24 protein-coding genes are annotated in these 25,313 nt (G+C 69.7%); 13 read left to right on the top strand and 11 right to left on the bottom strand.

Annotation, left to right across the window (positions count from 1 at the left end; all coding sequences use genetic code 11):
* Positions 1-720 precede the first annotated feature (720 nt).
* Together CEG14_RS19425 and mutS are read right to left on the bottom strand one after the other, a co-directional pair.
* Positions 721-1,908 (bottom strand): cupin domain-containing protein, encoded by a 1,188-nt coding sequence (locus tag CEG14_RS19425; RefSeq protein ID WP_094828028.1) that lies wholly within the window; start codon positions 1,906-1,908, stop codon positions 721-723.
* A complete protein-coding gene (gene mutS, locus CEG14_RS19420) occupies positions 1,905-4,538 on the bottom strand; it encodes a DNA mismatch repair protein MutS (RefSeq protein WP_441299865.1) in 2,634 nt (877 codons plus the stop codon). The genes CEG14_RS19425 and mutS overlap by 4 nt, the downstream gene beginning before the upstream one ends.
* Positions 4,539-4,770: 232 nt before the next feature.
* On the opposite strand from mutS, the gene CEG14_RS19415 reads away from it, so the two are divergent.
* The 3 genes from CEG14_RS19415 to CEG14_RS19405 all read left to right on the top strand — a co-directional run bounded on the left by CEG14_RS19415 (position 4,771) and on the right by CEG14_RS19405 (position 5,983).
* Entirely contained in the window at positions 4,771-5,031 is a 261-nt protein-coding gene (locus CEG14_RS19415; protein ID WP_094828026.1) for a hypothetical protein, read from the top strand.
* 132 nt (positions 5,032-5,163) lie between these two features.
* Positions 5,164-5,613, top strand: coding sequence for a MerR family transcriptional regulator (locus tag CEG14_RS19410; protein WP_094828025.1), 450 nt, complete (start codon positions 5,164-5,166; stop codon positions 5,611-5,613).
* A complete protein-coding gene (locus CEG14_RS19405) occupies positions 5,567-5,983 on the top strand; it encodes a carboxymuconolactone decarboxylase family protein (protein ID WP_094828024.1) in 417 nt (138 codons plus the stop codon). Before CEG14_RS19410 ends, CEG14_RS19405 begins: the two co-directional genes overlap by 47 nt.
* A gap of 117 nt (positions 5,984-6,100) precedes the next feature.
* On the opposite strand, the gene CEG14_RS19400 is transcribed toward CEG14_RS19405, so the two are convergent.
* Complete coding sequence (locus CEG14_RS19400) at positions 6,101-7,120, bottom strand: zinc-binding alcohol dehydrogenase family protein (RefSeq protein ID WP_094828023.1); 1,020 nt, start codon at positions 7,118-7,120, stop codon at positions 6,101-6,103.
* A gap of 103 nt (positions 7,121-7,223) precedes the next feature.
* Here CEG14_RS19400 and CEG14_RS19395 point away from each other — a divergent pair, with 103 nt between their 5' ends.
* Together CEG14_RS19395 and CEG14_RS19390 are read left to right on the top strand one after the other, a co-directional pair.
* Entirely contained in the window at positions 7,224-8,132 is a 909-nt protein-coding gene (locus CEG14_RS19395; RefSeq protein ID WP_094828022.1) for a LysR family transcriptional regulator, read from the top strand.
* Positions 8,133-8,276: 144 nt separating this feature from the next.
* Positions 8,277-8,498 carry a dodecin gene (locus CEG14_RS19390; RefSeq protein WP_094828021.1) on the top strand — a complete coding sequence of 74 codons (222 nt, stop codon included), beginning with the start codon at positions 8,277-8,279 and terminating at the stop codon, positions 8,496-8,498.
* A 1,247-nt stretch (positions 8,499-9,745) separates the two neighbouring features.
* On the opposite strand, the gene CEG14_RS19385 is transcribed toward CEG14_RS19390, so the two are convergent.
* Both CEG14_RS19385 and hpxZ read right to left on the bottom strand, forming a co-directional pair.
* Positions 9,746-10,300 carry an NADPH-dependent FMN reductase gene (locus tag CEG14_RS19385; RefSeq protein WP_094828020.1) on the bottom strand — a complete coding sequence of 185 codons (555 nt, stop codon included), beginning with the start codon at positions 10,298-10,300 and terminating at the stop codon, positions 9,746-9,748.
* 75 nt (positions 10,301-10,375) lie between these two features.
* Positions 10,376-10,750 (bottom strand): oxalurate catabolism protein HpxZ, encoded by a 375-nt coding sequence (gene hpxZ / locus CEG14_RS19380; RefSeq protein WP_094828290.1) that lies wholly within the window; start codon positions 10,748-10,750, stop codon positions 10,376-10,378.
* Positions 10,751-10,974: 224 nt separating this feature from the next.
* Here hpxZ and CEG14_RS19375 point away from each other — a divergent pair, with 224 nt between their 5' ends.
* A complete protein-coding gene (locus CEG14_RS19375; RefSeq protein WP_094828019.1) occupies positions 10,975-11,550 on the top strand; it encodes an antibiotic biosynthesis monooxygenase in 576 nt (191 codons plus the stop codon).
* A gap of 5 nt (positions 11,551-11,555) precedes the next feature.
* Here the strand turns inward: CEG14_RS19375 and CEG14_RS19370 are convergent, their stop codons facing one another.
* Genes CEG14_RS19370 through CEG14_RS19345 form a run of 6 tightly spaced genes read right to left on the bottom strand, consistent with a single transcriptional unit; the run spans position 11,556 to position 16,518 of the window.
* On the bottom strand, positions 11,556-12,281 hold the full coding sequence (locus tag CEG14_RS19370; RefSeq protein WP_094828018.1) for a GntR family transcriptional regulator: 726 nt from the start codon (positions 12,279-12,281) through the stop codon (positions 11,556-11,558).
* An 18-nt stretch (positions 12,282-12,299) separates the two neighbouring features.
* Positions 12,300-13,688, bottom strand: coding sequence for an AtzE family amidohydrolase (locus CEG14_RS19365; protein ID WP_094828017.1), 1,389 nt, complete (start codon positions 13,686-13,688; stop codon positions 12,300-12,302).
* Positions 13,685-13,867 carry a DUF4089 domain-containing protein gene (locus tag CEG14_RS19360; RefSeq protein WP_094828016.1) on the bottom strand — a complete coding sequence of 61 codons (183 nt, stop codon included), beginning with the start codon at positions 13,865-13,867 and terminating at the stop codon, positions 13,685-13,687. The genes CEG14_RS19365 and CEG14_RS19360 overlap by 4 nt, the downstream gene beginning before the upstream one ends.
* Positions 13,868-13,886: 19 nt before the next feature.
* Complete coding sequence (locus CEG14_RS19355) at positions 13,887-14,705, bottom strand: ABC transporter ATP-binding protein (protein WP_094828015.1); 819 nt, start codon at positions 14,703-14,705, stop codon at positions 13,887-13,889.
* A 2-nt stretch (positions 14,706-14,707) separates the two neighbouring features.
* The gene (locus tag CEG14_RS19350; RefSeq protein ID WP_094828014.1) at positions 14,708-15,508 is read right to left on the bottom strand and encodes an ABC transporter permease; all 801 of its coding nucleotides are present in this window, start codon (positions 15,506-15,508) and stop codon (positions 14,708-14,710) included.
* A 5-nt stretch (positions 15,509-15,513) separates the two neighbouring features.
* Entirely contained in the window at positions 15,514-16,518 is a 1,005-nt protein-coding gene (locus tag CEG14_RS19345) for an ABC transporter substrate-binding protein (protein ID WP_094828013.1), read from the bottom strand.
* A 347-nt stretch (positions 16,519-16,865) separates the two neighbouring features.
* On the opposite strand from CEG14_RS19345, the gene CEG14_RS19340 reads away from it, so the two are divergent.
* From CEG14_RS19340 to CEG14_RS19310, 7 genes are all read left to right on the top strand, one after another.
* A complete protein-coding gene (locus tag CEG14_RS19340; RefSeq protein ID WP_094828012.1) occupies positions 16,866-18,176 on the top strand; it encodes an imelysin family protein in 1,311 nt (436 codons plus the stop codon).
* 164 nt (positions 18,177-18,340) lie between these two features.
* Positions 18,341-19,693 carry a di-heme oxidoreductase family protein gene (locus CEG14_RS19335; protein WP_373454217.1) on the top strand — a complete coding sequence of 451 codons (1,353 nt, stop codon included), beginning with the start codon at positions 18,341-18,343 and terminating at the stop codon, positions 19,691-19,693.
* Positions 19,694-19,730: 37 nt separating this feature from the next.
* A complete protein-coding gene (locus tag CEG14_RS19330) occupies positions 19,731-20,804 on the top strand; it encodes an imelysin family protein (RefSeq protein ID WP_094828010.1) in 1,074 nt (357 codons plus the stop codon).
* Positions 20,794-21,894 (top strand): DUF1513 domain-containing protein, encoded by a 1,101-nt coding sequence (locus tag CEG14_RS19325; RefSeq protein WP_094828289.1) that lies wholly within the window; start codon positions 20,794-20,796, stop codon positions 21,892-21,894. The genes CEG14_RS19330 and CEG14_RS19325 overlap by 11 nt, the downstream gene beginning before the upstream one ends.
* Before the next feature lie 136 nt (positions 21,895-22,030).
* Positions 22,031-22,882 (top strand): mechanosensitive ion channel family protein, encoded by an 852-nt coding sequence (locus tag CEG14_RS19320; protein ID WP_094828009.1) that lies wholly within the window; start codon positions 22,031-22,033, stop codon positions 22,880-22,882.
* Between the two features lie 395 nt (positions 22,883-23,277).
* Positions 23,278-24,255, top strand: a complete 978-nt coding sequence (locus CEG14_RS19315) for a Bug family tripartite tricarboxylate transporter substrate binding protein (RefSeq protein WP_094828008.1) — start codon at positions 23,278-23,280, stop codon at positions 24,253-24,255.
* A gap of 19 nt (positions 24,256-24,274) precedes the next feature.
* On the top strand, positions 24,275-25,303 hold the full coding sequence (locus CEG14_RS19310) for a LysR substrate-binding domain-containing protein (protein WP_094828007.1): 1,029 nt from the start codon (positions 24,275-24,277) through the stop codon (positions 25,301-25,303).
* The last annotated feature ends 10 nt before the right edge of the window (positions 25,304-25,313 follow it).

Here is a 25,313-nt window from a genome sequence, read left to right as displayed (position 1 = left end):
TGCCGGTATTACGACGAAGGCGTGGTCGAACCGCCGCTCGGGGCGCCGCCAGCCGGCGGGGTCGTGCCCGACTCGGGGGTGGTGCTCGGGGCCGGGGCGGGCGACGGGGTGGGCGCCGGAGCCGGAGCCGTAGAGCTCGGGGCGGGCGACGAGGTCGAGGGGGTGGAGCCGCCAGCGGGTGCCGCGGTTTCTTCCTTCTTATTGCAAGCAGTCAGGGCAACGGCCAGAACCGAAGCCACAATCAGGGTTTTGCTCATCATGTCGAGACTCCTGTTGAAAAAATGTCGTGGTCCCGTGGAAGGGGAAACCAGGGGCCCTTGAGCGGCGCCGCAGGGGGTTCTACGGTGCGACCTAGGGGAAACCAGAATCCAGGCTACAGGAATCATTCAGCCGCTGGCGTGTGGAAATTAAAGAGGAGGCATCCCAAGTGCAACAATTCTTACTGCTTTGTGTACTGCTTGTCCGAATGTCACCGCGGAAAAATGGTCCTTAGCGTTCTGTGGGGGTTGGACACGATTGGGTATCCAGATCGTACGAAACCCACCCTCGCAAGCCCGCGAATTCCGCATTCTCTGCACGATTCGCGCAATCCCTGACGCCGCGATGACGCCGCGCGGCATGAGCAAACAACGCGGATCATGTCCGAGCGTGGCCGCAAAACGCAACGCCCCGGCCGAGGCCGGGGCGTTGTCGTGTGTGAACGCGGCGTAGCGCCGTGGCTCAGTCCCGGTAGTGCAGCCAGCCCGAGTCGAGCCAGTCGGCCAGGCAGGCGCGCGCCTCGTCGCTGAGCCTGCGGCAGCGCGGATCGGCGCAATCGAGCGCGCGCTCGTCGGCCAGGGCGCGCAGCGCGGCGTCGGCCGGCACCATCGCCGTCTCGCCGTTGATGAAGAGCTGGCGCTGGCGATACAGCATGCGGCTGCGGCGATCCAGCACCAGCCGGCCCGCGGCGGGCCAGCTGTCTTCGAGGTCGACCGGGTCTTCCGGGCTGTCGAACACGCTGAGCTGGCTCGGCTCGGTCAGCCAGCAGCCCAGGAAGCGGGCGGCGAGCGCGTCGTCGAACTTGATCTTGGCCAGCGTCGCCAGCGTGGCCTCGACCAGCGCGTCGGGCAGGGCCGCCGGCTGGGCCGTGGCGGGCTGGCCGGCGTCGCGGTAGATGCCGTCCAGGCGCGCGCCCGGCAGGGCCGGCTCGCCGTAGGGGCCGCCCAGCAGGCCGACGCGGGCCATGGCCTGGTCGGCGGCCGCCTCCAGCAGGCCGCGGGCCAGGTTGGCCTGGGTCGGGGCGCGGAAGCCGATCGAGATCGTCATGCAGTCATCGTCGAGCGCCACGCCGTCGTGCGCGGCCTGGGGCGGCAGGTAGAGCATGTCGCCCGGCTCGAGGATGGCCTCTTCCTCGGGCTCGAAGTGGGACAGGATCTTGCACGGCAGGCCGGGCTCGAGGGAGAGGTCTTTCTGGCGGCCCCAGCGCCACTTGCGCCGGCCCTGGCCCTGCAGCAGGAACACGTCGTAGCTGTCGAAGTGCGGACCCACGCCGCCCCCGGTCGAGGCGATGCTGATCATCACGTCGTCCAGGCGCGCATCGGGCACGAAGCGGAACTGCTGCATCAGCGCGGCGGCGGCGTCGCTGTGGAGGTCCACGCTCTGCACCAGCAGGGTCCAGTCGGGCTCGTTGACCTTGGGCAGCCGGGCGAACGGGCCGTTCTCCATGTTCCATTCGCCCTGCTCGCGCCAGATCAGGCGCGATTCCACGTCGTCGCGGCGCGCCATTTTCTTGAGCGCGGCAATGCTTTCGGGCGGCCGCATGCCCGGGATGGCGCCGCGGATCAACAGCGGCTTGCGCTGCCAGTAGCGGCGCATGAAGTCGTCGGCGGACAGGCCGCCGAGCAGGGCGAGGGGGAGGTCGGTTTTCATGCGAGATGGGCTTTGAGTCGGTACAGCGCGTCGAGGGCCTCGCGCGGGGTCAGGCTGTCGGGGTCGATGCTGGCGAGTTCGGCGCGCATGGCGGCCAGCGCGTCGAGCTCTTCGTCGCGGTCGGCGGCGGCCTGGGTCTGGGCCTCCGCGTCGATGGCGGCGGCGAACAGGCCGAGCTGCGGCGTGGGCGCGCCCTGGGCTTCGAGGCGCTCCAGCTCGCGCGAGGCCTGGCGGATCACGGCCGCCGGCACGCCGGCGCGCTGCGCCACCTGGATCCCGTAGCTGCGGCTGGCCGGGCCCTCGCGCACCTCGTGCAGGAACACGATGCCGCCGGCCGACTCGGCCGCGGCCAGATGCACGTTGGCCGAGGTCGGCTGCTCGGAGGGCAGGCGCGTGAGCTCGAAGTAGTGCGTGGCGAACAGGGTCAGCGCGCGGTTGTGCGTGAGCAGCCGCTGCGCGATCGCCCAGGCCAGCGCCAGGCCGTCGTAGGTGGAGGTGCCGCGGCCGATCTCGTCCATCAGCACCAGGCTGTTGGCCGTGCTCGCCGCCAGGATGGCGGCGGCCTCGGTCATTTCCATCATGAAGGTCGAGCGGCCGCCGGCCAGGTCGTCGGCGGCGCCGATGCGGGTGAAGATGCGGTCGATACGGCCGATGCGCGCCCGCGTCGCGGGCACGAAGCTGCCGGTGCGCGCCAGCAGCACGATCAGCGCCACCTGCCGCATGTAGGTCGACTTACCGCCCATGTTGGGGCCGGTGATGAGCAGCATGCGGCGGGTGGGGTCGAGGCGGCAGCCGTTGGGCGTGAAGCGCTCGATCGCGTTTTCGACCACCGGATGGCGGCCAGCGTCGATCTCGATCTCGGCCTGCTCCGACAGCTCGGGCGCGCTCCAGTCGTGGCGGCGCGCGTGCTCGGCCAGCGCGGCCAGCGTGTCGAGCTCGGCCAGCGCGGCGGCGCAGTCGGACAGCGGGCGCACGTAGGTGGCCAGCGTTTCGAGCACCTGCTCGAACAGCCACTTCTCACGCGCCAGCGCCCGGTCCTGGGCCGACAGCACCTTGTCTTCCCAGCTCTTGAGCTCGGGCGTGATGTAGCGTTCGGCGTTCTTGAGCGTCTGGCGGCGGCGATAGTCGTCGGGCACCTTGTCGGTCTGGCCCTTGGTGACCTCGATATAGAAGCCGTGCACGCGATTGAACTCGACGCGCAGGTTGTTGATGCCGGTGCGTTCGCGCTCGCGCGCCTCGAGCTGCACCAGGAACTCGCCGCTGTCGGCGGCGAGCACGCGCAGCTCGTCGAGATCGGCATCGAAGCCGGTGGCGATCACGCCGCCGTCGCGGATCGCCACGGCGGGCTCCTGCGCGATGGCGCGATAGAGCAGGTCGGCGATGGCCGGGTCGAGCGTGAGGTGGCGCGCCAGCTCGGCCACGCGCGGCGCCTCGGCGGCCGGGGCCAGCAGGGCGTGCAGCTGCGGCAGCGTGGCGAGCGCGTCGCGCAGGCTGGCGAGCTCGCGCGGGCGCACCGAGCGCAGCGCGAGGCGCGCGGCGATGCGCTCGATGTCGGGAAACACCTGCAGCGCGGTGCGCAGCGATTCCAGCAGGCCGGCCGCGCCGAAGGTCTGGTCCATGTCGAGGCGGGCCGACATCAGCGCGGTGATCGCCTGCTGGCGCGCCAGCACCGGCGCGTTGTCGCGCAGCGGGTGGTGCAGCCAACGGCGCAGCAGCCGGCTGCCCATCGGCGTGCGGCAGCCGTCGAGCAGCGAAAACAGCGTGGGCGCGTCTTCGCCCGAGAGCGTGAGCGTGAGCTCGAGATTGCGCCGGGTCACCGGGTCCATCAGCACATACAGGCCGGCCCGTTCGGCGGAGATGGTCTGCACGTGGGCCAGCGCGTGCGACTGGGTGCGCGCGGCATAGCGCAACAGGGCGCCGGCCGCGCAGACCGCCACCGGCATGTCCTCGACGTCGAAGCCGGCCAGGCTGTCGGTCTTGAAGTGGGCCAGCAGATGGCCGCGCGCGCCGTCGGCCTCGAAGTGCCAGTCGGGCACGCGGGTGCGCGCGCCGTCGAACGCGAGTTGCAGCTCGGCGCTGTCGGCGTAGATGACCTCGGCGGGCGCGATGCGGTGCAGCTCGGATTCGAGCTGGGCCGGGCTGCACTCGGTGACGTGGAACTCGCCGCTCGCGAGATTGAGCCAGGCCAGGCCGGCGCGCGGCTCGCGCGCCTTGCCGGCGACGTAGACGGCGGCCAGCGCGCGATCGGCCTTGGCCGGCAGCAGCGCGTCGTCGGTCAGGGTGCCGGGCGTGACGATGCGCACGATGCGGCGCTCGACCGGCCCCTTGGTGGTGGCGGGATCGCCGATCTGTTCGCAGATCGCCACCGATTCGCCCTGCGCCACCAGGCGCGCCAGGTATTGCTCCATGGCGTGCACCGGAATGCCGGCCATGGGGATCGGCGAGCCGTTCGAGCTGCCGCGCTTGGTCAGGGTGAGGTTCAGCAGACGCGCGCCGCGTTCGGCGTCTTCGTAGAACATCTCGTAGAAATCGCCCATGCGATAGAACAGCAGCAACGGCCCGGCTTCCGCCTTGAGTCGCAGGTACTGCTGCATCATGGGAGTGTGTTGGGATTCAACGGCTTGCGTCATGTCGGATAACACTTATCGGTGCCACGGCCCGCGCGCGACAGGGCCGGACGCGGCACGCAAAGAGGTCGAAAAAGGCAACGCACCGCGAGCCGGGCCCGGCGGTGCGTGAGCGCGCGGCATGCGCGCGCTGGAGTCGGCCGCCATTGTAGACGCAAGGTGCCGGCCGGTTGCCGGGCTCGGACTTTGCCCGTATCTTGGGATCGTCGTCCGTGTCGTCCCTGGAGGACTGCGCATGCCTCCCCTGATCGCGCTCGTTGCCGGCTTTGCGATGCTGGCCATCTTCATCCTGCTCGGCCGTGCCAGCCGGCGCGTGGCCTGCTATGGCTTCATCGCCGCCTGGCTGGCGCTGTGCGTGGCCCATTTCACCTACGCCACGCGGGTGGCGGCCTTCGGCTTCCAGCAGGAGCTGGCCGTGCACGCGGGCGTGTTCGGCCTGCCGGCGCTCACCGCGCTGATCCTCGCGCGCGTGTTCCGCGCCCGTCCGCCGCGCTGAGCGCGGCACCGGCGAGCCGCCGGCCGGACGCCGCCGGCGCGGCGCCCGGTTGCCCGGCGCGCCCGTCCCTCGTACGCGCGGCGCGCTAAAGTGTTTGACTTAGAGCGCGCTCAAACTTCTAGGATCGCTTCCATGGAATCGTTTCTGACCATCGAACAGGTCGCCAGGCACACGGGCCTGACGGCGCACACCCTGCGCTATTACGAGCGCATCGGGCTGATCGCGCCGGTCGCCCGTGCCAGCGGCGGCCAGCGGCGCTACGCCGCGCGCGACATGGCCTGGATCGAATTCCTGTTGCGGCTGCGGACCACGCACATGCCCATCGGCACGATGCAGACGTTCGCGGCCTTGCGAGGCGCCGGAGACGGGACCGTGACGCAACGCCGGGAAATGCTGGAGGCGCACCTCGACGAGGTCCGCGCCGGCATCTCGGCGATGCAGCAGTCCGCGCAGGCTCTGCAGGAAAAGATCGAGCACTATCGCGCGCTCGAACAGTCCCTGGCGCCGTCACTTCCCGACGACAGAGGACACCCTGATGCAAACGAACGAACGCTACGAACGCGGCCTGGCGAGGCTGCGTGAGATCGACGGCCAGGCCGGCGAAAACGTGGTGGCGAGCCTGGCGGACATCGCGCCCGACTTCGCGCGCTACCTGATCGAATTTCCCTTTGGCGACATCTATTCCCGGCCGGGCCTGGACCTGCAGCGGCGCGAGATCGCGGTCGTGGCCGCGCTGACCGCGCTGGGCAACGCGGCGCCGCAGCTCAAGGTGCACATCCACGCCGCGCTCAACGTGGGCGTGAGCCGCGAGGAGGTGGTGGAGACCATCATGCAGATGGCGGTCTATGCCGGCTTCCCGGCCGCGCTCAACGGGTTGTTCGCCGCGCGCGAGGTGTTCGCGGCGCATGCGAACCCGACCCTGGAACACGGCGCCCAGGCCGCGGCTGCCTGAGCCGGGCGCGCCGCGCCGGGCTGGACAGCGCAGCGGGCCCCGGGTGCGCACGCCGGGCGGGGCTGAGGCGCCCGGCCCGTCACCGGCACCGGCGCCGGGCTGCCGGGGTCGCCGGCTTCAGCCGCCGAACCCCTCGAGCACGATCTTGCCGCGCGCGCGGCCGCTCTCGATGAAGGCGTGGGCGCGGCGCAGGTTGGCGGCGTCGATCGTGCCGTAGTGCTCGCCCAGCGTGGTGCGCAGGCGGCCGGCGTCGACCAGCTGCGCCACCCGGGTGAGCAGGTCGTGCTGGGCCTGCATGTCGGCGGTCTGGTGCATCGAGCGGGCGAACATGAACTCCCAATGCAGCGAGGCCGACTTGCCCTTGAGCTTGCGCACGTCGATCTCGGCCGGATCATCGATCAGGGCGATCGCGCCTTGCGGCGCGATGATCTGCGTCATCGCGTCGAAGTGCTGGTCGGTGTTGGTCAGGCCCGCGATGTAGTCGACTTGCGGAATCCCGATCCGCGCCAGTTCGTCGGCGAGCGGGCGGGTGTGGTCGATCACGTGATGGGCGCCGGCCTGCAGCACCCAGTCGCGGGTCTCGGGCCGCGACGCGGTACCGATCACGGTGAGCCCGGTGAGCTGGCGCGCCAGTTGCACCAGGATCGAACCCACGCCGCCGGCCGCGCCGATCACCAGCAGCGTGCGCCCGCTCGGCGCCGCGTTGGCCAGCACGCGCAGGCGGTCGAACAGCAGCTCCCACGCCGTGATGGCGGTGAGCGGCAGCGCCGCGGCCTGGGCGAAATCCAGGCTCTCGGGCATGGCGCCCACGATGCGCTCATCCACCACGTGCAGCTCGCTGTTGGCGCCCGGCCGGTTCAGCGCGCCCGCATAGAACACGCGGTCGCCGGGCTGGAACAGGCTGACCTGCGCGCCCACGGCCTCGACCACGCCGGCGGCATCCCAGCCCAGCACCTCGGGCCGGCCTTCCTGCGGCTTGCGGTTGGCGCGGATCTTCACGTCCACGGGGTTGACCGAGATGGCGTGCACCCGCACCAGCAGGTCGCGCGGGCCCGGCGTGGGGGCGGGCAGGGTGATGTCCTGCAGCGAGGCGGCGTCGGTGGCGGGCAGATTGTGGGTATAGGCAATGGCTTTCATGGTGTGGGGATTCCGAGAAAAAAAGACGATGTGCCATGTTCACCCGGGTGGGTGCATTGAAAAAGAGGGTAGCATCGCACTCAGTTTCAAAAGGATTTTGAAAATGAACGGAGAACGCCTCGAAGACCTGCGCCTGCTCGTGGCCGCCGCCGATGCCGGCAGCTTCTCCGCCGCGGCACGCGAACTGGACATCACGCCCGCCGTCGCCAGCGCCGCGATCAAGCGGCTCGAGCAGAGCCTGGGCGTGCGCCTGTTCGCGCGCTCCACCCGCAGCCTGCGCCTCACCAGCGACGGCGAACGCTACTGCGACCAGGTGCGCCAGGCGCTCGACCTGCTGACGCGGGCGCGACAGTCGGTCGAACACGAGCAGGGCGGCGTGACCGGCACGCTGTCGCTGTCGATGCCCTCCGACCTGGGGCGCAACGTGCTGCGGCCGTGGCTCGACGCCTTCCAGGCCGAACACCCGCAGGTGCGGCTGCGGCTCTACATCAGCGACCGCCTCGCCGATCTGTATCGACAGCCGGTGGACCTGGCCATCCGCTACGGCGTACCCGACGACTCCAGCATGGTCGCGCTCAGCCTGGCGCCGCAGAATCGACGCGTGCTGTGCGCCGCGCCGGCCTATCTCGCGCGTCACGGCGATCCGGCCACGCCGCAGGCCCTGCGCGAGCACAACTGCCTCACCTTCATGCTGGGCGACGTGGTGCACGACCGCTGGAACTTCGAGGCCGACGGCCGGCGCGTGGTGGTGACGGTCGCGGGCGACCGGGCCGCCGACGACGGCGAGCTGGTGCGGCGCTGGGCCGTCGAGGGCCATGGCATCGCCTACAAGTCGCGCTACGACGTGGCCGCCGATCTGCGCGCAGGCCGGCTCGTGCCCTTGCTCACCGATCTTGTGACGGAGTCCTCCCCGGTGTATCTGTTGCTCGTGCATCGCGCGAGCCTGTCGCCGGCCGTACGCCGGCTGCGCGACTTTCTCCAGGCGCGTTTCGCGGAGTTCGACGCGGTCTGAGTGCGGTGCGGGGCGAAGGATGCGGTAACAAGCCGCCCCCGCCGACGGGTGGCCGCCCGCAGGCTTGCATGATTCAATGGTCTGGAGGGCTGCCGCACCGCATGCCGTGGTGCGGAGCCTGCCCATAACGCCAGGAGGTGCGCCATGTCGGGTCATGTCTATAAACAGATCGAGCTGGTCGGGTCGTCGGAAGTCTCGAGCGACGATGCCATCAAACGCGCCATCGAACGGGCCTCGTCCACGTTGCGCAACCTCGACTGGTTCGAGGTCACCGAGGTGCGCGGCCACATCAAGGACGGCAAGGTCGCGCATTGGCAGGTCGGCCTCAAGCTGGGCATCCGCCTGGAAGAGGGCGACGCCGGCTGAGCCTGAGCAAAACTTGCGCAGCGCGCGCAAGTGCTTGATCGGACGGCGCTATTCCGGCTTCTCAGCCACCTGTCCAGCGCCTTGTCCACATCGGCCGGGGATAAGCTCGCGGCGCCTGCCGCGAGGCCCGGCCGGATGCGCCTGCGCAATCTTTGCGCGGCGCGCGTAAGTCGCTGCCGCCCAAGGCTTTTTCCGGCTTGTCAGCGCACTGTTCAAGGGTTTGTCCACATTTCGCGGGGATAAATCCGCCCGCCCGCTCTCGCGCCGGGCCCCCGGCCCCCGCATGCGCCCTTGGAAAGCCCTGCGCATTGTTTGCGCAGCCGGTGGAACTGCTTGATGTGCAACGCGATTTCGGAGTTGTGCGGGCGCAGTCCCGGGTCTTGTCCACACAAGCCGGGGATAAATCCTCGTCGCCCGCCTGAACACGGGGGCGCTGGCCGGATACGACCCGCCGCACGCCTGTTGCGCAAACATTGCCCAGCGCGCGCAAGTGCCTGTCACGACGCGGGATTTTTGCCTTGTGCCGAAGCTGTCCCGCCCCTTTTCCACATACGCTGGGGATAAACCGTCGGTTCGCGCCGCGCTGGCCGGGCGCGCTGCGGCGCCGCTGGCGCGGGCCTGCGCCGCGCGGCGGGTGGCGCCGCCGCCGCCCACATGCAAGTCATTGATGCCATGGCGAATTCTGCCGTGAGCCCGGGCGCGGGGTGGGTGAGGGCCGCGCGAGCGAGGCCCCCGCCCTGGCGCGGGCGCTGTCAAGTGCGCAATGTTTGACCCAAGCGCGCAAGTCATTGAACTGCAACATCTAATCGCGTCGCTCAACATGCTGTCCAGTGGCTTGTCCACATTTGACGGGGATAACCCGGGCAAGCGCGCGAGCGCCGCTGCCATGGCCGTCGCCCTGGCGGCCATCGCGTCGGCTCATGCCAGTCGGCATGCCCGCCGCGTCTCGCCCTCGTGCAGTGCGATCGGCTGGTCAATAACTGCGCGCCGCGCGCAAGTGCCTGATCGCACGGCGCTTTTCCGAGTCATGCGCAAGCTGTACAGATGCTTGTCCACATCGGCTGGGGACAACCCGGCGCAGCCTGGGCAGTTGCTGCGCAGCGCGCGCAAGTGCCTGATCCCATTGCACAAAATCGGGCTGCCCTCAGGCTTTCCTCATTCTTTTCCACACCGGAGGGGGATAAGTCGGGCCGCCCAAAGAAAAACCCCGGCGTGCTGCCGGGGCGGTGGGAAATGCGAAGCGCCACTTACTTGGCGAGCTGCTGCACCCAGGCGACGTAGCGGTCGACCCAGCCCTGCAGGAACTTGCGGGTGTCTTCGTTGGTGATGTTGTGCTGGCCGTCGATCAGGCCTTCCTTCATCTGCAGAAAGACTTCGGGCGTGGTCAGCACGTTCACGCCTTCCGCGGCGAGGATGTTGCGCAGGTGCTGTTGCGCCATGGCGCTGCCGGCCGCCGAGGGCGAGGTGCCGACGATGCCGCCGGCCTTGCCGAGCCAGACGTTCTTGCCCCACGGGCGCGTGCCCCAGTCGATGGCGTTTTTCAGGGCGGCGGGGATCGAGCGGTTGTGTTCGGGCGTGACGAACAGCACGCCCTGCGCGTCGACGATCTGCTGCTTCATCTTGGCGGCGGGCGCCGGCATGTCGTTTTCGATGTCCTGGTTGAACAGCGGAATGTCGCCCAGGCTCACGTACTCGAACTTCACATTGGCCGGCACCAGCTTTTCGAGGGCGCGCGCCAGTTGCAGGTTGATCGAGGCGGCGCGCAGGCTGCCGACGAAGACGGCGATCTTGACGTTACTCATGGGGCTTGCTCCGGCGGTGAGGGAAGGGCCAGTGTAGACCCGGCCCGTGTCAGGCTCAATGCGGCGCGTGGCCGCTCAGGCCATCAGGCTGACGTGCGCGGCGACCACCCGCCAGCCCTGCGCCGTGCGCATCCAGGTCTGGCTCTGGCGGCCGACCCGGCTCGAGCCCTCGCGCGCGAACTCGATGTGGGTGGTGGCGAAGTCGTGGCCGTAAGTGGTGATCGCGCTGCGCGTCACAGTGCGTGCCAGCCCCTGGGCCGGACGCTGGGCGCGAAACGCCTGGATCTCGTCGTAGCCGTACAGATTCTCCGTGGCGCCGTAGCGCAGCGTGTGCGGGCTGTTCCAGAACAGTTCGTCGAGCACGGCCACGTCGTTGGCGACGAGCGCCTGTTCGTAGCGGGCAAACTGGGCACTGACTTCGGCCAGCACGTCGGGCAGATTGATGGGCAGATCGGTCATCGAAGGTCCGGAAAAGGGTGGCACCATCATGGTGCATTGAACTAGGGTAATCACCAGGATGGTGTTTGTTGCGGTGCAAGGTAAATCGGCGCGATCGTCGAACAGCAGTCTCTCAGAGGGCAAATGTTGCGCTGCAAAGCTGGCATGGGGTTTGCTAGGGTAAGTACTAGCCCTCTTTGGCTACCCAGGCCGACCCGCTGCACAGGAGTAGAAACATGTCCGCCGCCCTCCCGCTCGCTCCCGCCCCCGTCAACATGCTCGTGACGCGCAAGATCGCGCCCGAGAACTATGGTGATTTTCTGGCCTGGATGCGACAGGGGGAAATCCTCGCCGCCGGCTTCCCCGGCTTTCTCGGCTCGGGCGTGCTGCAGCCGCCCGAAGGCGGCGACGAATACCAGATCGTGCTGCGCTTCACCGACGAGGACAGCCTGAACCGCTGGGAGAAGTCGCTGCCGCGCCGCATGTGGCTCGAACGCGGCGCCGCGCTCGTGCATCACAGCCACGTGCGCCGGGTCAGCGGCATCGACAGCTGGTTCGGCCCGCAAAAGAGTGCGCCGCCGCGCTGGAAGCAGGCCATCAGCATCTGGATCGCCTACTTCCCGATGCTGCTGCTGTTCTCCTATCTGCTCAACGAGCAGTTGAGCGCGCTGCCGCTGTTCTGGCGCGTGCTCGTCACCACGCTGTCGATGACGCCGGTGCTGTCGTTCGTGTGCATCCCCGTGATCACGCGCGTGCTGCACTTCTGGCTGCATCCGGGCGCGCCGCGCCGCGTGCGCGCCCTGCGCGGCTGAGGCCCTCACAGCGCCGGCGCGGCGGCCACCCGCCGTGCCGAGTAGAGCCGGTGCAGCGTGATCTTGCGCACCTGCGCCTGGCTCGCCTCGATGTGGGCGCGCAGCAGCGCGCAGGCCTGGGCGGCATCGCGGGCCAGGATGGCGCGCAGAATGTCGCCGTGCTCCTGGTAGGTCGTGTCGATCCGGTCGGCCAGCGTGAAGTCTAGGCGCCGCACGATGCGGATGCGTTCGGTGGCCGCGCGGTGCACGCGCGCCATCTCGGGATTGCCGGCGGCCGCCACCAGATCGATGTGGAAGCTCTCGTCGAGCCGGGCCACGTGCTCGCCGTCGGCCAGGCGCTCGGCCGGCGGCGTGAACCAGATCGCGCTCAATGCCGACAGCGGATTGCGGCCGTCTGCGGTGCGCGCCGGTTCGCGCGCGCACAGCCGGCGCACGGCGGTCTGCTCCAGCACCAGGCGCAGATCGTAGAAGTGGTCGAGCGTGTCGAAATCGAGCGGCCGCACCAGCCAGCCGTTGCGATGCCGCACCTCCAGATAGCCCTCGCGCTCCAGCCGGAACAGCGCCTCGCGCACGGGCGTGCGGCTCACGCGCAGGCGCTCGGCCACTTCGGTTTCGGTGAAACGCTCGCCTGGCGCCAGGCGGTAATCGAGGATGTCCTGCTTGACGGCCTGGTAGACCGAGTCCGCCCGCGAACGCGGCGCGGCATCGGCAGGGGGGAGCGGCTGGTCCATGCGGCCTCCTGGTGCGGCTCAGGGCTGGCGGGGGTGGGCGAGGCCGGCGCGCTCGAGCGCGCGCGCCGCCGCGAGGCAGAGGTCTTCGCGCCAGGGCGCGGCGATCAGCTGCACGCCCAGCGGCAGGTGCGCGGTGTCGCCGCGCCCTTGCCACAGCGGCGCCACCGCCACCGGCAAGCCGATGCAGGAGATCGGCTGCGTCAGCATGCCCAGGCTGGCGCGCGCGGGCAGGTCCTGGCCGTTCAGGTGCAGCACCTCGGTGCCGATCAGCGGCGCGGCCACCGGCGTGGCCGGCGCGATCAGCAGGTCGAACTGGCTGAACAGCGCGAGCGCCTGCTCGAGAAAGCGTCGGCGCACGCGCTGCGCCTGCTGGACCCATGCGGCGGGCACCAGCGCGCCCGCCACCAGCCGGTCGCGCGAATAGGGTTCGTAGGCGTCGTAATGCGTGACCAGGCGCTGGCGATGCAGCGCCCCGCCTTCCGCGGCCGTGATGATGAAGGCCGCGGCGCGCGCCTGTTCGGCGCCGGGCAGCTCGACGGTTGCGCGCGCATCCAAAATGTCGGCGGCCGCCGCCACGCTGCGGCGCGCCTGCGCGCCGGCGTAGGCGTCGAAGTATCCGCCGAGCACGCCCACGCGGGCGCCCGTGAGCGCGTCGTCGAGCGCTGCGGCGGCGGGCTCGCAGGCGCGTTGCGCACACGCGGCGTCGGCGGGCTCGGGACCCTGCATCAGGTCGTAGGCCAGCGCCAGATCGGCCGCGTTGGCGGCGAACGGGCCGAGGTGGTCGAGACTGTAGACGAAGGGAAAGCTGCCGTTGCGCGGCAGCCGGCCATAGGTGGGCTTGAGCCCGAAGATGCCGCACAGCGAGGCCGGCACGCGGATCGAGCCGTTGGTGTCGGAGCCGAGCGTGAGCGGCACCAGTCCCGCCGCCACCGCGGCCGCGCTGCCGCCCGACGAACCGCCCGCGATGCGCGCGGGATCGTGGGGGTTGCGGGTGACGCCGTAATGGGTGTTCTCGGTGGTGAAACCGTAGGCGTGCTCGTCCATGTTGAGCGTGCCGACCAGCACCGCGCCGGCCGCTTCCAGCCGGCGCACCAGGGGCGCGTCGGCGGCGGCGGGCGCGGCCGACTCGTTGACCTTGCCGCCCGCCAGCGTGGCCAGACCCGCCACGTCGAACAGGTTCTTCACGGCGAACGGCACGCCGGCCAGGGGCGGCAGCGCCGCGCCCGCGGCACGCTGCGCGTCGACGGCCTGCGCCTGGCGGCGCGCCCGCGCCTCGGTGAGCGCGACGAAGCTGTTGATCTCGCCGTCGTGCGCGCGGATGCGGGCCAGCGTGGCGTCGACCTCGGCCGCCGCCGTGCGTTCGCCGGTGGCGATGCGGCGGGCGATCTCGCGGGCGCCGCCGCTCATGGACGGAACACCGGCGCGGGTTCGAGCTCCAGCGGCAGGACCTCGTCGGCCACGCTGCGCGCGATCGCGTCGATGCGCGCGAACTGGCCGATCACCTCCTGGGTGGCGCCCTCCGACAGGCGGAATCCTTGCAGCAGCAGCGCGCTGCGCACGTACTGGTCGATGGTGTCTTGGGTCATGAGGGCCTCGCGGATGGGGTTACTTGCGGACTTCGCGCTGGAAGATTTCCAGGCTCTGTTTCTTCATGCGAATGAAGCCGGGCTCGCTCAGCGTCTCGACCGTGCGCGGCCGTGCATCGCCGTAGTCGAGGATCTCGGCCACCCGCGTGGGGCGCTTGGTGAGCAGCAGGATCTGGTCGGCCAGGTACACCGCCTCCTCGAGATCGTGCGACACCAGCAGCATGGTGGTGCCGGTCTGGATGAAGACCTCCTGCAGCTTCTCGCGGATGAACAGCGTCATCTCGAAATCGAGCGCGGAAAACGGCTCGTCGAGAAACAGCACCTCCGGCCGCGGCGCCAGCGCCCGCATGATCGAGGCGGTCTGTTGCTGTCCGCCCGACAGCTCGTACGGATAGCGATTCAGGTCGAACTTCACGTCGAACGACGCCACCAGCTCGTCGACGCGCGCCTCGACCTCGCCCTTGCTCTGGCCCTCGAGCCGCAGCGGATAGGCGATGTTGTCGATCGTGCGCAGCCACGGGAACATGGCCTCGCGGTAGTTCTGGAACACGTAGCCGATCTTGGTCTGCGCCAGCGACTTGCCGTCGAACAGGATCTCGCCCGCGTCGATCGGGATCAGGCCGGCGATCATGTTGATCAGCGTCGACTTGCCGCAGCCGTTCGGCCCGAACACCGACACGATCTTGCCCTTGGGGATGTCGAGGTTGAAGTTTTCGTACAGCGGCCAGCCGGCGAAATACTTGGTCAGCCCGCGAATGGTGATGTGGGTGCCGAGCGGGCCGGGCTGGAACGGCGCCACGGGTTCGGGCGCGATGACGGGATTCAGGACAGTACTCATGATCAGCGGCCGCTCCAGTGCACCACGCGTTTTTCGATCACCAGGAACAGCACGTTGAGCACGTAGCCCAGCGCGCCGGAGGCCAGGATGGCGGCATACATGTCGCGCACGTTCAACACCTGCTGCGCGTTGATGATGCGATTGCCCAGGCCGGTTTCGGCGCCGATGAACATCTCGGCCACGATCACGATCACCAGTGCCATCGACACGCCGCTGCGCAGGCCCACGAAGGTGGGCTGCAGGCTTTCCCAGATCAGCACGTCCTTGAAGATCTGCCAGCGGTTGGCGCCCATCACGCGCGCGGCCATCACCCGCTGCTTGCGGGCGTTGATCACGCCATAGGCGCTGTTGAACAGGATCACCAGCACCGCGGCGAAGGCGGCGATGGCGACCTTGTTCATGTCGGTCACGCCGAAGATCATCAGGAACAGCGGAATCAGCGCGGAAGAGGGCGTGGAGCGGAAGAAATCGATCAGGAACTCGACGCTGCGGTAGAGCTTTTCGTTGCTGCCCAGCAGCACGCCCAGCGGCACGCCCACCACGGCGGCGATCACGAAGGCCTGCAGCGTGCGGCTCACCGAGGCGATGAAGTCGGTCAGCAGCGGCCCGCCGCTCATGCCGTTGAAGAGGGCGACCAGCGTGGCCCAGGGCGTGGGCAGCAGCACCGGGCTGACCAGCCCGAGCCGCACGACCAGATCCCACACCACGAACAGCGCGACGGGCCCGATCAGCGGCAGCCAGCGCGAGTAGTCGCGTCGCGCCGGCGCGCTGCCGGGCTTGGCGGTTGAAACGGCGGTGTTCATCGTGCTCAGCCCTTGTACAGCATGCCGGCCACGTCCACCTTCTGGGCGAAGATGCCCTTTTCGGTGAAGAGGTCGAAGAACTTCTGGAAGTACTGCACGTCGCTCTCGGTGAACTCGTTGTGCAGCGTGTAGGCGGCCAGCGGCACCTCCTGCGTCATCGGGCCTTCGATGGCGGTGTAGCCCTTCATGAACTGGCGCGCCTCGTCGGGCGACTTGCGCACCAGCTCGATGCCGCGCGCGTAGGCGGCGATGTAGCGCTTGGCTTCCTCGGGATGCTTCTTCAGGAAGGCCGTGGTGAGCGAGGCCGAGCCGCCGAACCACGGCGCCATCGGATCGCCCAGCACATACTTGGCGATCACGCCGGCTTCGAGCACGCGGGTGGTGCCGTTGAGCCGGCCGACCGTGCCGGTGGGTTCGAGCGTGTAGCACGCGTCGAGCTGGCCGGCGGCGACCGCGGCCACGTGCTGGCTGATCGCCAGCTCGACCACGGTCGCTCCGGTTGCGCCGGCGCGCTCCAGGACTGTCTTGGCCAGCGTGGAATTCTGGATGCCGGGACCAGAACCGACCTTTTTCCCCTTGAGGTCTGCGATGGATTTGATGGGGCTGTCCTTGGCGACGATGAACTCGTCGAGGACGAACTTGGCGTTGCTCGGGTTGGACGCGAAGATCTTGAACAGGCCGGGCGACGCGATCTCGCCGATGGCCAGGTTGGCCGAGCCGGTGCCGTTGGCGCTGCCGTCGGAGCGGCCGGCCAGCATGGCTTCCATCACCTGTTGCGCGCCGGCGAATTTCTGCGGCTCCACGTTCAGGCCCGCCTCCTTGAAGTAGCCCTTCTCGACGGCCGCGTAGAACGGCAGGCCGGCGGCGACCGGCCAGAAGCCGATGCGGATCGTCGGGCCGCTCTGCGCCAGCGCCAGGCCGGGCACGCCCAGGGCCGTGGTGGCGGCGGCGCCCAGCGCGGATTGCAGCAGGCGGCGGCGGGAAACGTTGAGGGCGGAACGCTGGGTCATGGACTAACTCCGGTGCGGGTGGGCGCTTGAGGACAAGCTTGTATACATGTCCCTCACGCAAAACCCGTGCCAACTTTTTGGCACGGGGCGCCCCCGGGCGACGGCCTGCGCGAGGCACCGAAGCGGGGTCGGATCGCACCAGCGTGGTGCGCGCGGCCCCTGGGTTGGTGCCCGGCGCCCTGCGTCCGAGTTGACGCGAACCTGAGCGCAACATGACGCCATCCTGAGCAAAAACTGACGCAGCGCTGAAACCCAAACGAAAATTGTTTACACTTGCGCTCGCACATAAAGAGCGAACGAGAGGGGCAAGCCAGCGGGAGCGCCCCTCGCTGATACGGGAGTATTTGATGCGTAAGGTGTTGCGTGGCGCCGTTCTGTCGGCGATGTTGGCGGGTGGGATTTTCGGTGGCGTGGCCCAGGCGGCGACCGAGCCGAAGGCCGTCGTGAAGACCTATTCCGATCTGGCGCATGCGGGCTACAAAGACGCGCTGACCGGCGCCGAAAAACTGCAGAAGGCCATCGACGCCCTGATCGCCAAGCCCAGCGCCGAGACGCTGAAGACCGCCCGCGAGGCCTGGCTGGCCGCGCGCGTGCCCTACCAGCAGACCGAAGCCTTCCGTTTCGGCAACCCCATCGTCGACGACTGGGAAGGCCGCGTGAACGCCTGGCCGCTGGATGAAGGCCTGATCGACTACGTCGATGCCTCCTACGGCACCGAGAACGACGAGAACGCGTTCTACACCGTCAACGTCATCGCCAATTCCAAGATCTCCGTCGGCGGCAAGACCATCGACGCGAGCAAGATCACGCCCGAGCTGCTGTCCGAAGTGCTGCACGAGGCCGACGGCAACGAGGCCAACGTGGCCACCGGCTATCACGCGATCGAATTCCTGCTGTGGGGCCAGGACCTGAACGGCTCGGGCCCGGCGCCCAAGGACCGCACCGGCACGCCGCAGGAGCGCCACGCGGGCAACCGTCCGTACACCGACTTCGATCCGAAGAACTGCACCGGCGGCAACTGCGAGCGCCGCATCGAGTTCCTGCGCGCGGTCACGACGCTCCTGGTCGATGACCTGAAGGAGATGGTCGGCAACTGGGAAGCCAACGGCGCCGCGCGCAAGTCGGTGGAAGAGGATCCCAAGGCGGGCCTGATCGCCATGCTGACCGGCCTGGGCAGCCTCTCGTACGGCGAACTGGCCGGCGAGCGCATGAAGCTCGGCCTGATGCTGCACGATCCCGAGGAAGAGCACGACTGCTTCTCCGACAACACCCACAACTCGCACTATTACAACCAGCTGGGCATCCGCAACGTCTACCTGGGCAGCTACACCGGTCCGGACGGCAAGACCACCCAGGGCGCCAGCGTGTCCGACCTGGTCAAGGCCAAGGATGCCAAGCTGGACGCCGAGGTCCGCGCCAAGCTCGACGCCACCGTCGCCGCGATGCAGGCCATGCGCGATCGCGCCGAGAAGGTCGAGACCTACGACCAGATGATCGCCGAGGGCAACAAGGAAGGTAACGCCGTGGTGCAGGCCGCCATCGATCGCCTGATCGACCAGACCCGCAGCCTCGAACGCGTGATCGCGGTGCTCGAACTGGGCGACGTCCAGATCGAGGGTTCCGACAGCCTCGACCAGCCGGATGCCGTATTCAAGTGAAAGCCGTACCGCTCTTTGCAGTATGGGCGGCGCTGCTGGCTCAGCCAGCCGGCGCCGCCGGTCCGGCCCCGGGGCGCAGTGACCTGAGCCCCGAGGACCTGGCGCGCGTCACCAGCATCACCGCGCCGGCCGCCGATTTTTCGGCGGCCGAGCCGTTCGAGACGATGCAGGCCGGCGCGACCACGATCAAGAAGCTGCTCAACGCCGACATCTTTTCGCACCCGTCGGCCAACCTGTCGTTCGAGGGGCGCCAGCGCTTCCTCGTTGGCAACGGCCTGTTCCGCAAGGACTGGGTCTCGTCGCCCTCGTCGACGCAGGCCTCCGACGGCCTCGGGCCGCTGTTCAACGCGCGCTCCTGCCAGGCCTGTCATGTGAAGGACGGTCGCGGCACCGTTCCGGGCTTCGATCCGCTCGAGCAGTTCGACGCGGTGGCGCTGCTGCTGCGCCTGTCCGTGCCGCCCGTCACCGACGAGGATCGCAAGAAGCTCGCCGAAGACGCGGTGGCCTTCCTGCCCGAACCGACCTACGGCGTGCAACTGCAGAACTTCTCGGTGGCCGGCCTGCCGACCGAAGGCCGCATGGAAATCAGCTACGAGCCCGTCGTGGTCGAGCTCGCCGGCGGCGAGACGGTCACGCTGATGAAGCCGACCTACCGCATCTCCGACCTGGGCTACGGCCCGATGCGCAAGGACGTGCAGGTCTCGCCGCGCCTGGCGCAGCCCATGATCGGGCTGGGCCTGCTGGAATCGATCGCCGAGGCCGACATCCTGGCCAATGCGGCCGCCGACCACGGCGACGGCATCAAGGGCAAGCCCAACTGGGTCTACGACATCCGCGCCGGCAAGAAGGTGCTCGGCCGCTTCAACTGGAAGGCCAGCCAGCCCACGGTCGAGCAGCAGAGCGCCGCCGCGTTCTCCAACGACATGGGCCTGTCCTCGCCGCTGTTCCCCGATCATTACGGCGACTGCCGCAAGCCGGGCCAGGGCGCCTGTTTCGACATGCCGCACGGGGCGCAGCCGCACCTCGGCGAGCATGAGGTGCCGGCGCGGCTGATGGACTTCGTGACGGCGTATTCCACCAACCTCGCCGTGCCGCAGCGGCGCGACGTGGACGATGCGCGCGTGCTGGCGGGCAAGAAGCTGTTCTATGAATCGAACTGCATCGGCTGTCACACGCCCAAGTACGTGACCAGCCGCAACGCCACCCAGCCGGAGCACCAGTTCCAGCTGATCTGGCCGTACACCGACATGCTGCTGCACGACATGGGCGACGGGCTGGCCGACGGCGTGCAGGAGCACGACGCGACCGGCCGCGAATGGCGCACGCCGCCGCTGTGGGGCATCGGCCTGACCGCCACGGTCAATCCGAACGCGACCTACCTGCACGATGGCCGTGCCCGCACCTTGCTCGAAGCCATTCTGTGGCATGGTGGCGAGGCACAGGCCGCGCGCGATCGCGTCGTGGCCATGACTCCCGAAGAGCGGGTCGACCTGATCCGCTTTCTTGAATCCCTTTGAGGCAGACCGCGGGCCCTGGCGCCCGCGGCGAGACACGATGGCAGCATTCCGATCCTTCTGCGTGGCCGCCACGCTGACCCTCGCCACCGGCGCGGCCCAGGCCGCGGTGCCGGCGGGCCTGGGTGCCAGCCTGGCCAATTCCCATGTCCGTCCTGCCGTCAGTCACCTGCAGCAGCAGGCCGTGATGATGAACCAGGCGCTGGTGTCGTTCTGCGGCGCAGCCGGCACGGGCGGCGCGGACCGCGTGACGCAGCGCTGGGGCGAGCTGGTCGAGGCCTGGGGCCTGGTCGAGTTCCTGCGCTTCGGCCCGCTGGTCGAGGCCAACCGCTTCGAGCGCATGGCGTTCTGGCCCGACACGCGCGGCGTGATGCCGCGCCAGGTGCAGGCGCTGTTGAAGGATGCCGATCCCAACGTGCTCAAGCCGGGGGCGCTGGCCTCGCGCAGCGTGGCCGTGCAGGGGCTGCCGGCGCTCGAATACATGCTCTACGGCGAGCCCGAGCTGCTCAGGCAGGGCGATCCCAAGGCGCGCGAGTTTGCCTGCGGCTATGCCCAGGCGGTCGCCGCCAACATCGTTGCGGTCGCAACCGAGGTGAACCGGGCCTGGAGCGCCGAGGGCGATTTCGGCCGCCAGTTCACCCGGCCGGCGCCCGCCAACGACCTCTATCGCAGCGAGCAGGAAGTCGCCGCCGAGGCCATCAAGGCCATCTCCACCGGCCTGCAGTTCGCGCGTGACGTGAAGCTGGTGCCGGTGCTGGGAGACGGCGCCGAGGCGGCGCGGCCCAAGCGCGCCATCTTCTGGCGCAGCAACCAGAGCTTCAATTCGCTGGTCTCGAACCTGCGCGGCATCCGCGCGTTCTACCAGGCCGGCAACTTCGACCTCGGCAAGGGCGAACAGGGCCTGGACGCCTCGCTGCGCAGCGAGCTCGACACCGTGATCGGCCTGGTGGCCGGCCTGCCGGCCGGCACCGACGCCGCGGTGACGCAGCCCGAGCCGCGCCAGCAGCTCGCGCTGGCCGTGATGGTGCTGAAGAATCTGAAGGACGTGGTCGACCAGAACGTCGCGCCCGCGCTGGGCGTGACGATCGGCTTCAATGCGCTCGATGGCGATTGACCGGCGCGCCTTCATGGCGCTCGGTGCCGCCGCGGTGCTGGCGCCGGGGCGCCTCCTGGCCGGCCCGTCCGACAGTCCGCTCTACGCCACCGCGCGCCAGCGCGAGGGCCGCAACGAAGTCGTGCTGATCGACGAGCAGGGGCGCGACCGCCAGGTGCACGTGATGCCGGATCGCGGCCACAGCTTCGCGCTCGACGCCGGGGGCGGCCGCGTCACGGTGTTTGGCCGCCAGCCCGGCTTCTTCGCCATGGCCTTCGACGTGCAGGGCCGGGCCGCGCCGCAGGTGATCGAGGCGGCCGAGGGCCGCCATTTCTTCGGCCATGGCGTCTATCTGCCGGGCGGCCAGCTCATGCTCGCCACCGAGAACGACTACGAGGGCGGCCGCGGCGTGCTGGGCATCTACGATGTCTCGCGCGGCGGAAACTACAAGCGCGTGGGCGAATTCGACTGCGCCGGCATCGGCCCGCACGAAGTGGTGCTGATGCCCGACGGGCGCACGCTGTGCGTGGCCAACGGCGGCATCCTCACGCATCCCGACTACGGCAAGCTCGAGCTCAATCTCGACACCATGGCGCCGTCGCTGGCCTATGTCGACGCGAGGAGCGGCGAGCTGCTCGAGCAGGTCACGCTCGATCCGCGCTGGCACCGGCTCTCGATCCGCCACCTGGCGCTCGACGCGCGCGGACGGGTCTGGTTCGGCTGCCAGCACATGGGGCCGGCCGGCGAACGCCCGGCCCTGGTCGGGCGCCATGTGCGCGGCGAGGCGCCCACGCTGTTCGCGGGGCCCGCCGAGGTATTGCGCGACATGCGCAACTATGTGGGCTCGGTCTCGGCCGATCCCGCGGGCCGCATCATCGCCACCTCCAGCCCGGTCGGCGGCCAGGTGCTCTACTGGGACGCCGACAGCGGCCGCCAGCTCGGCCTGACCCGGCTCGCCGACGGCTGCGGCGTGGCGCCGCACCGCGCCGGCGGCTTCCTGCTCTCCAGCGGCCTGGGGGCGATGGTGCACGTGGCGGCGCCCGCCGGCGCCCCCGAGGCGCTGATCGCGCCGGGCGGCCAGGCCTGGGACAACCACTTCCGCCGTCTCTGAGCCGCGCGCCGGCGCGTTTACAAACTTTGACGCATCGGCCGCGCGCCCGCCCCGGGCGCAGCGCTTGCTTCTGCTAGAGTTCGAGCATCCCTCGCGCGCAAGCGCGGGGCTTTTTTCGTTCATTGCTGGAGACGCTATGCAAGAGGCTTACGACGGCTTCGCCGGAATGTTCCCGCGCTTCTTCGACCTGGGGCTGAACCTGGTCGTCGCGCTGATCACCCTCATCATCGGCTGGTGGGTGTCCGCCATCCTGGGCCGCTGGGTGCGTCGCGCGGCGTCGCGCTCGCCGCGCATCGATCCCACCATCGTGCCGATGTTCCAGGCGGCGGTGGTCTGGTCGGTCCGCATCTTCACCCTGATCGCCGTGCTGGCCCGCTTCGGCGTCCAGACCGCCAGCCTGATCGCGGTGCTCGGCGCCGCCGGCCTGGCCATCGGCCTGGCCCTGCAGGGCACGCTGCAGAACATCTCGGCCGGCATCATGCTGCTGATCCTGCGCCCGATCCGCACCGGCGAATACGTCGCGCTGTCGTCGGGCACCGAGGGCACGGTGAGCGAGGTCGGCCTGTTCCTGACCCGGCTGGTGCAGGGCGACGGCATCAACGTGTCGCTGCCCAACAGCACCGTCTGGAACGCCACCATCACCAACTACAGCCGCAACACCACGCGCCGCATGGACATCCCCGTCGTCATCCAGTATGGCGACGACGTGGGCGACGCCATCGAGCGCCTGAAGAAGCTGATGGCCGAACATCCGCTCGTGAACCAGGATCCGGCGCCGATGATCATGGCCACCGAGTACCGCGACAACGGCACGCTGGTCACGGTGCGGGCCTGGGCCCAGGCCGCCAACTTCTGGGACCTGCGCTGGGACCTGTTCCATCGCATCCGCCTGATGCTGTCCGAGGCCGGCTTCCGCCCGCCGATCCCGGTGCGCGAGATCCAGGCCAAGGACGGCAGCGCCGGCCCGGCCGGCCATCACGCCGACTGAAGCCGGCTGGCGCGGCGAGTCCGGCCCATGCTTCGGGCCCCGCCGCGCGCGGCTAGGGCGTCGCGTCTGCGCGACGCCGTCGCGATACGTCCGGCCCGGGTCGGCCCCAACATGGGGCAGGCGCCCGGCGCTCGCCGCTCGCCGCGCGCCGCGCGCCGCGCGCCGCGGCCCGGCGTCGCAGAGGCCGGCCACCCGCGCGCGACCGGCGGGCCTGCCGGGCGCCGGGCGATGCCTGCCCGTCGTGCGCCGCCATGGTGCGCGCGAGCCATGCCGATGCATGAGTCTGGCTAATCCGTGGGCCACAATTAATCGTTTGCGCGCGCGGGCGCCGCGCTCCAGACTCGCCGGAACTTCCTGCCCGTTGGGCATCGTTCCGTCGCTCCTGGAGCCGCGCCATGCGCCTGTCACGCCGCCTCGCCCTCACGTTTGCCACCCTGTGCTGCGCCGTCGTCCCGTCGTGGGCGATGGCCCAGGAAAACTATCCCGCCCGCCAGGTGCGCGCGGTGGTGCCGTTTCCCGCCGGCGGCATCAATGACACCATCGGGCGCCTGCTGTTCAAGACGCTCTCCGACAAGCTCGGCACCACCGTCGTGGTCGAGAACAAGCCCGGCGCCGGCGGCACCATCGGCACCCAGTCCGCGGCCACCAGCGCGCCCGACGGCTACACCGTGCTGCTCGGCGCGGCCAGCACCATCGCGGTCGCACCCAACCTCTATCGCAACGTGGGCTACGACGTGGCGCGCGACCTGATCGCCGTCGGCGGCATCGCCTCGGTGCCCAGCGTGCTCATCGTGTCGAGCCAGTCGCCCTACAAGACCTGGGCCGACCTGGCCGCGGCCGACCGCGCCCGGCCCGGCGCGCTGACCTACGGCTCGGCCGGCGCCGGCACCAGCCATCACGTGCAGGCCGAGCTGCTCAACATCCGCGCCGGCACGCGCTTCATGCACGTGCCGTACCGGGGCGGCGCGCCCGCGATGACCGACCTGATCGGCGGCCAGATCGACCTGATGGTCGATCCGCTGCCGACCACGCTGGCCGGCGTGCAGGGCCAGCGCGTGCGGCCGCTCGCCATCACCACCGAGGCGCGCTCGCCCTTGCTGCCCGACGTGCCCACGCTGAAGGAGCTGGGGGTCGACTACAATGCCAGCACGTGGTTCGGCCTGTTCGTGCCGGCCGGCACGCCGCCGCAGGCGGTGGCCAGGCTGCCCGAGGCGCTGCAGGCGGCGCTGGCCGATCCGGCGCTCGCCGCCGACTTCCGCGCGCGCGGCATCGACACGCTGCCGCTGGCGCGCCAGGCCTTCGAAACCTACGTGCAATCCGAGAACGCCACCTGGGCGGGCGTCATCAAGCAGGCCCGCATCGAGGTGCAATAACCCGCCGGAGTCGCGCCCCATGGCTGCCACGCGCAACCTGCCGCCGTTGTTGTCGGTCCGCTCGTTCGAGGCAGCCGCGCGCCATCGCTCGTTCACCCTGGCCGCGCAGGAGCTCGCCGTCACGCAGGGCGCCATCAGCCTGCAGGTGCGCAAGCTCGAGGCCTTCCTGGGCAAGAAGCTGTTCGTGCGGCTGGCGCGCAAGGTGGAGCTCACGCCGGCCGGCATGCAGTACTACGAGGCCTGCCGCCGCCTGCTGGCCGAGCTCGAACACGCCACCAGCCGCCTGATGCGCCGCGACCGCGGCGAGGTGCTGATCGTCAACACGCTGCCCACCATCGGCCAGCTCTGGCTGATGCCGCGGCTGGCCGCGTTCACCACGGCGCATCGCCACATCGAGGTGCGGGTGGTCTCCGACATCCGGCCGCTCGACATGCAGGCCGACGGCGTGGACGTTGCGATCCGCGTCGGCCCGCTCGCCGGCCGGCGCTATGCGCGCCAGCAGCCCGGCATCGACCTCACGCTGGTGCAGCGCTGGGACGGCGTCTGCGCCGACCATCTGTTCGACGACGTGCTGGTGCCGGTGATGTCGCGCCGCCTGCTGGCGCAGGGCGGCCCGATCGACTCGCTGGACGAGCTGCTGACCTTCCCGCTGATCCATACCGCCAGCCGGCCGCACGCCTGGCGCGACTGGTTGCGTGCGCAAGGAACCGCGCCGCCCGCGCAGGCCAGCGGGCTCGACTACGGCCACTTCTACATCGCGCTGCGCGCGGCGCAGGAGCACAAGGGCGTCGCGTTGATCCCGGAGGTGCTGCTCGAAGGCTACCCCGGCGCCAGCGAGCTGGCGGTGCCGTGGCGGCCCGCGACTGCGCTCAGGAGCGCCGGCGAGTACTACCTGCTGACCCATGGCGCGTGGAGCGAGCGCGAGGCCGTCGCCACGTTCCGCGACTGGGTGCTGCGCGAGGCCCAGGCCACGCGCGCCTTCGTCATGAGCGGCGCTCATGGGCAGGGCCAGAACGAATCGTTTGCCGCGGCCGGGTCCGTGGCCTAGCATCGGGGCG

The organism is Bordetella genomosp. 1, assembly GCF_002261335.1.
Classification (GTDB): Bacteria; Pseudomonadota; Gammaproteobacteria; order Burkholderiales; family Burkholderiaceae_B; genus Bordetella.
This window is presented reverse-complemented; position numbering and strand designations above follow the sequence as displayed.

Coding starts and splice junctions, on each gene's coding strand:
- CEG14_RS19425 (WP_094828028.1), bottom strand. CDS start 1,908: ATGAAAACCGACCTCCCCCTCGCCCTGCTCGGCGGCCTGTCCGCCGAC.
- mutS (WP_441299865.1), bottom strand. CDS start 4,538: ATGACGCAAGCCGTTGAATCCCAACACACTCCCATGATGCAGCAGTAC.
- CEG14_RS19415 (WP_094828026.1), top strand. CDS start 4,771: ATGCCTCCCCTGATCGCGCTCGTTGCCGGCTTTGCGATGCTGGCCATC.
- CEG14_RS19410 (WP_094828025.1), top strand. CDS start 5,164: ATGGAATCGTTTCTGACCATCGAACAGGTCGCCAGGCACACGGGCCTG.
- CEG14_RS19405 (WP_094828024.1), top strand. CDS start 5,567: ATGCAAACGAACGAACGCTACGAACGCGGCCTGGCGAGGCTGCGTGAG.
- CEG14_RS19400 (WP_094828023.1), bottom strand. CDS start 7,120: ATGAAAGCCATTGCCTATACCCACAATCTGCCCGCCACCGACGCCGCC.
- CEG14_RS19395 (WP_094828022.1), top strand. CDS start 7,224: ATGAACGGAGAACGCCTCGAAGACCTGCGCCTGCTCGTGGCCGCCGCC.
- CEG14_RS19390 (WP_094828021.1), top strand. CDS start 8,277: ATGTCGGGTCATGTCTATAAACAGATCGAGCTGGTCGGGTCGTCGGAA.
- CEG14_RS19385 (WP_094828020.1), bottom strand. CDS start 10,300: ATGAGTAACGTCAAGATCGCCGTCTTCGTCGGCAGCCTGCGCGCCGCC.
- CEG14_RS19375 (WP_094828019.1), top strand. CDS start 10,975: ATGTCCGCCGCCCTCCCGCTCGCTCCCGCCCCCGTCAACATGCTCGTG.
- CEG14_RS19370 (WP_094828018.1), bottom strand. CDS start 12,281: ATGGACCAGCCGCTCCCCCCTGCCGATGCCGCGCCGCGTTCGCGGGCG.
- CEG14_RS19365 (WP_094828017.1), bottom strand. CDS start 13,688: ATGAGCGGCGGCGCCCGCGAGATCGCCCGCCGCATCGCCACCGGCGAA.
- CEG14_RS19360 (WP_094828016.1), bottom strand. CDS start 13,867: ATGACCCAAGACACCATCGACCAGTACGTGCGCAGCGCGCTGCTGCTG.
- CEG14_RS19355 (WP_094828015.1), bottom strand. CDS start 14,705: ATGAGTACTGTCCTGAATCCCGTCATCGCGCCCGAACCCGTGGCGCCG.
- CEG14_RS19350 (WP_094828014.1), bottom strand. CDS start 15,508: ATGAACACCGCCGTTTCAACCGCCAAGCCCGGCAGCGCGCCGGCGCGA.
- CEG14_RS19345 (WP_094828013.1), bottom strand. CDS start 16,518: ATGACCCAGCGTTCCGCCCTCAACGTTTCCCGCCGCCGCCTGCTGCAA.
- CEG14_RS19340 (WP_094828012.1), top strand. CDS start 16,866: ATGCGTAAGGTGTTGCGTGGCGCCGTTCTGTCGGCGATGTTGGCGGGT.
- CEG14_RS19335 (WP_373454217.1), top strand. CDS start 18,341: ATGCAGGCCGGCGCGACCACGATCAAGAAGCTGCTCAACGCCGACATC.
- CEG14_RS19330 (WP_094828010.1), top strand. CDS start 19,731: ATGGCAGCATTCCGATCCTTCTGCGTGGCCGCCACGCTGACCCTCGCC.
- CEG14_RS19325 (WP_094828289.1), top strand. CDS start 20,794: ATGGCGATTGACCGGCGCGCCTTCATGGCGCTCGGTGCCGCCGCGGTG.
- CEG14_RS19320 (WP_094828009.1), top strand. CDS start 22,031: ATGCAAGAGGCTTACGACGGCTTCGCCGGAATGTTCCCGCGCTTCTTC.
- CEG14_RS19315 (WP_094828008.1), top strand. CDS start 23,278: ATGCGCCTGTCACGCCGCCTCGCCCTCACGTTTGCCACCCTGTGCTGC.
- CEG14_RS19310 (WP_094828007.1), top strand. CDS start 24,275: ATGGCTGCCACGCGCAACCTGCCGCCGTTGTTGTCGGTCCGCTCGTTC.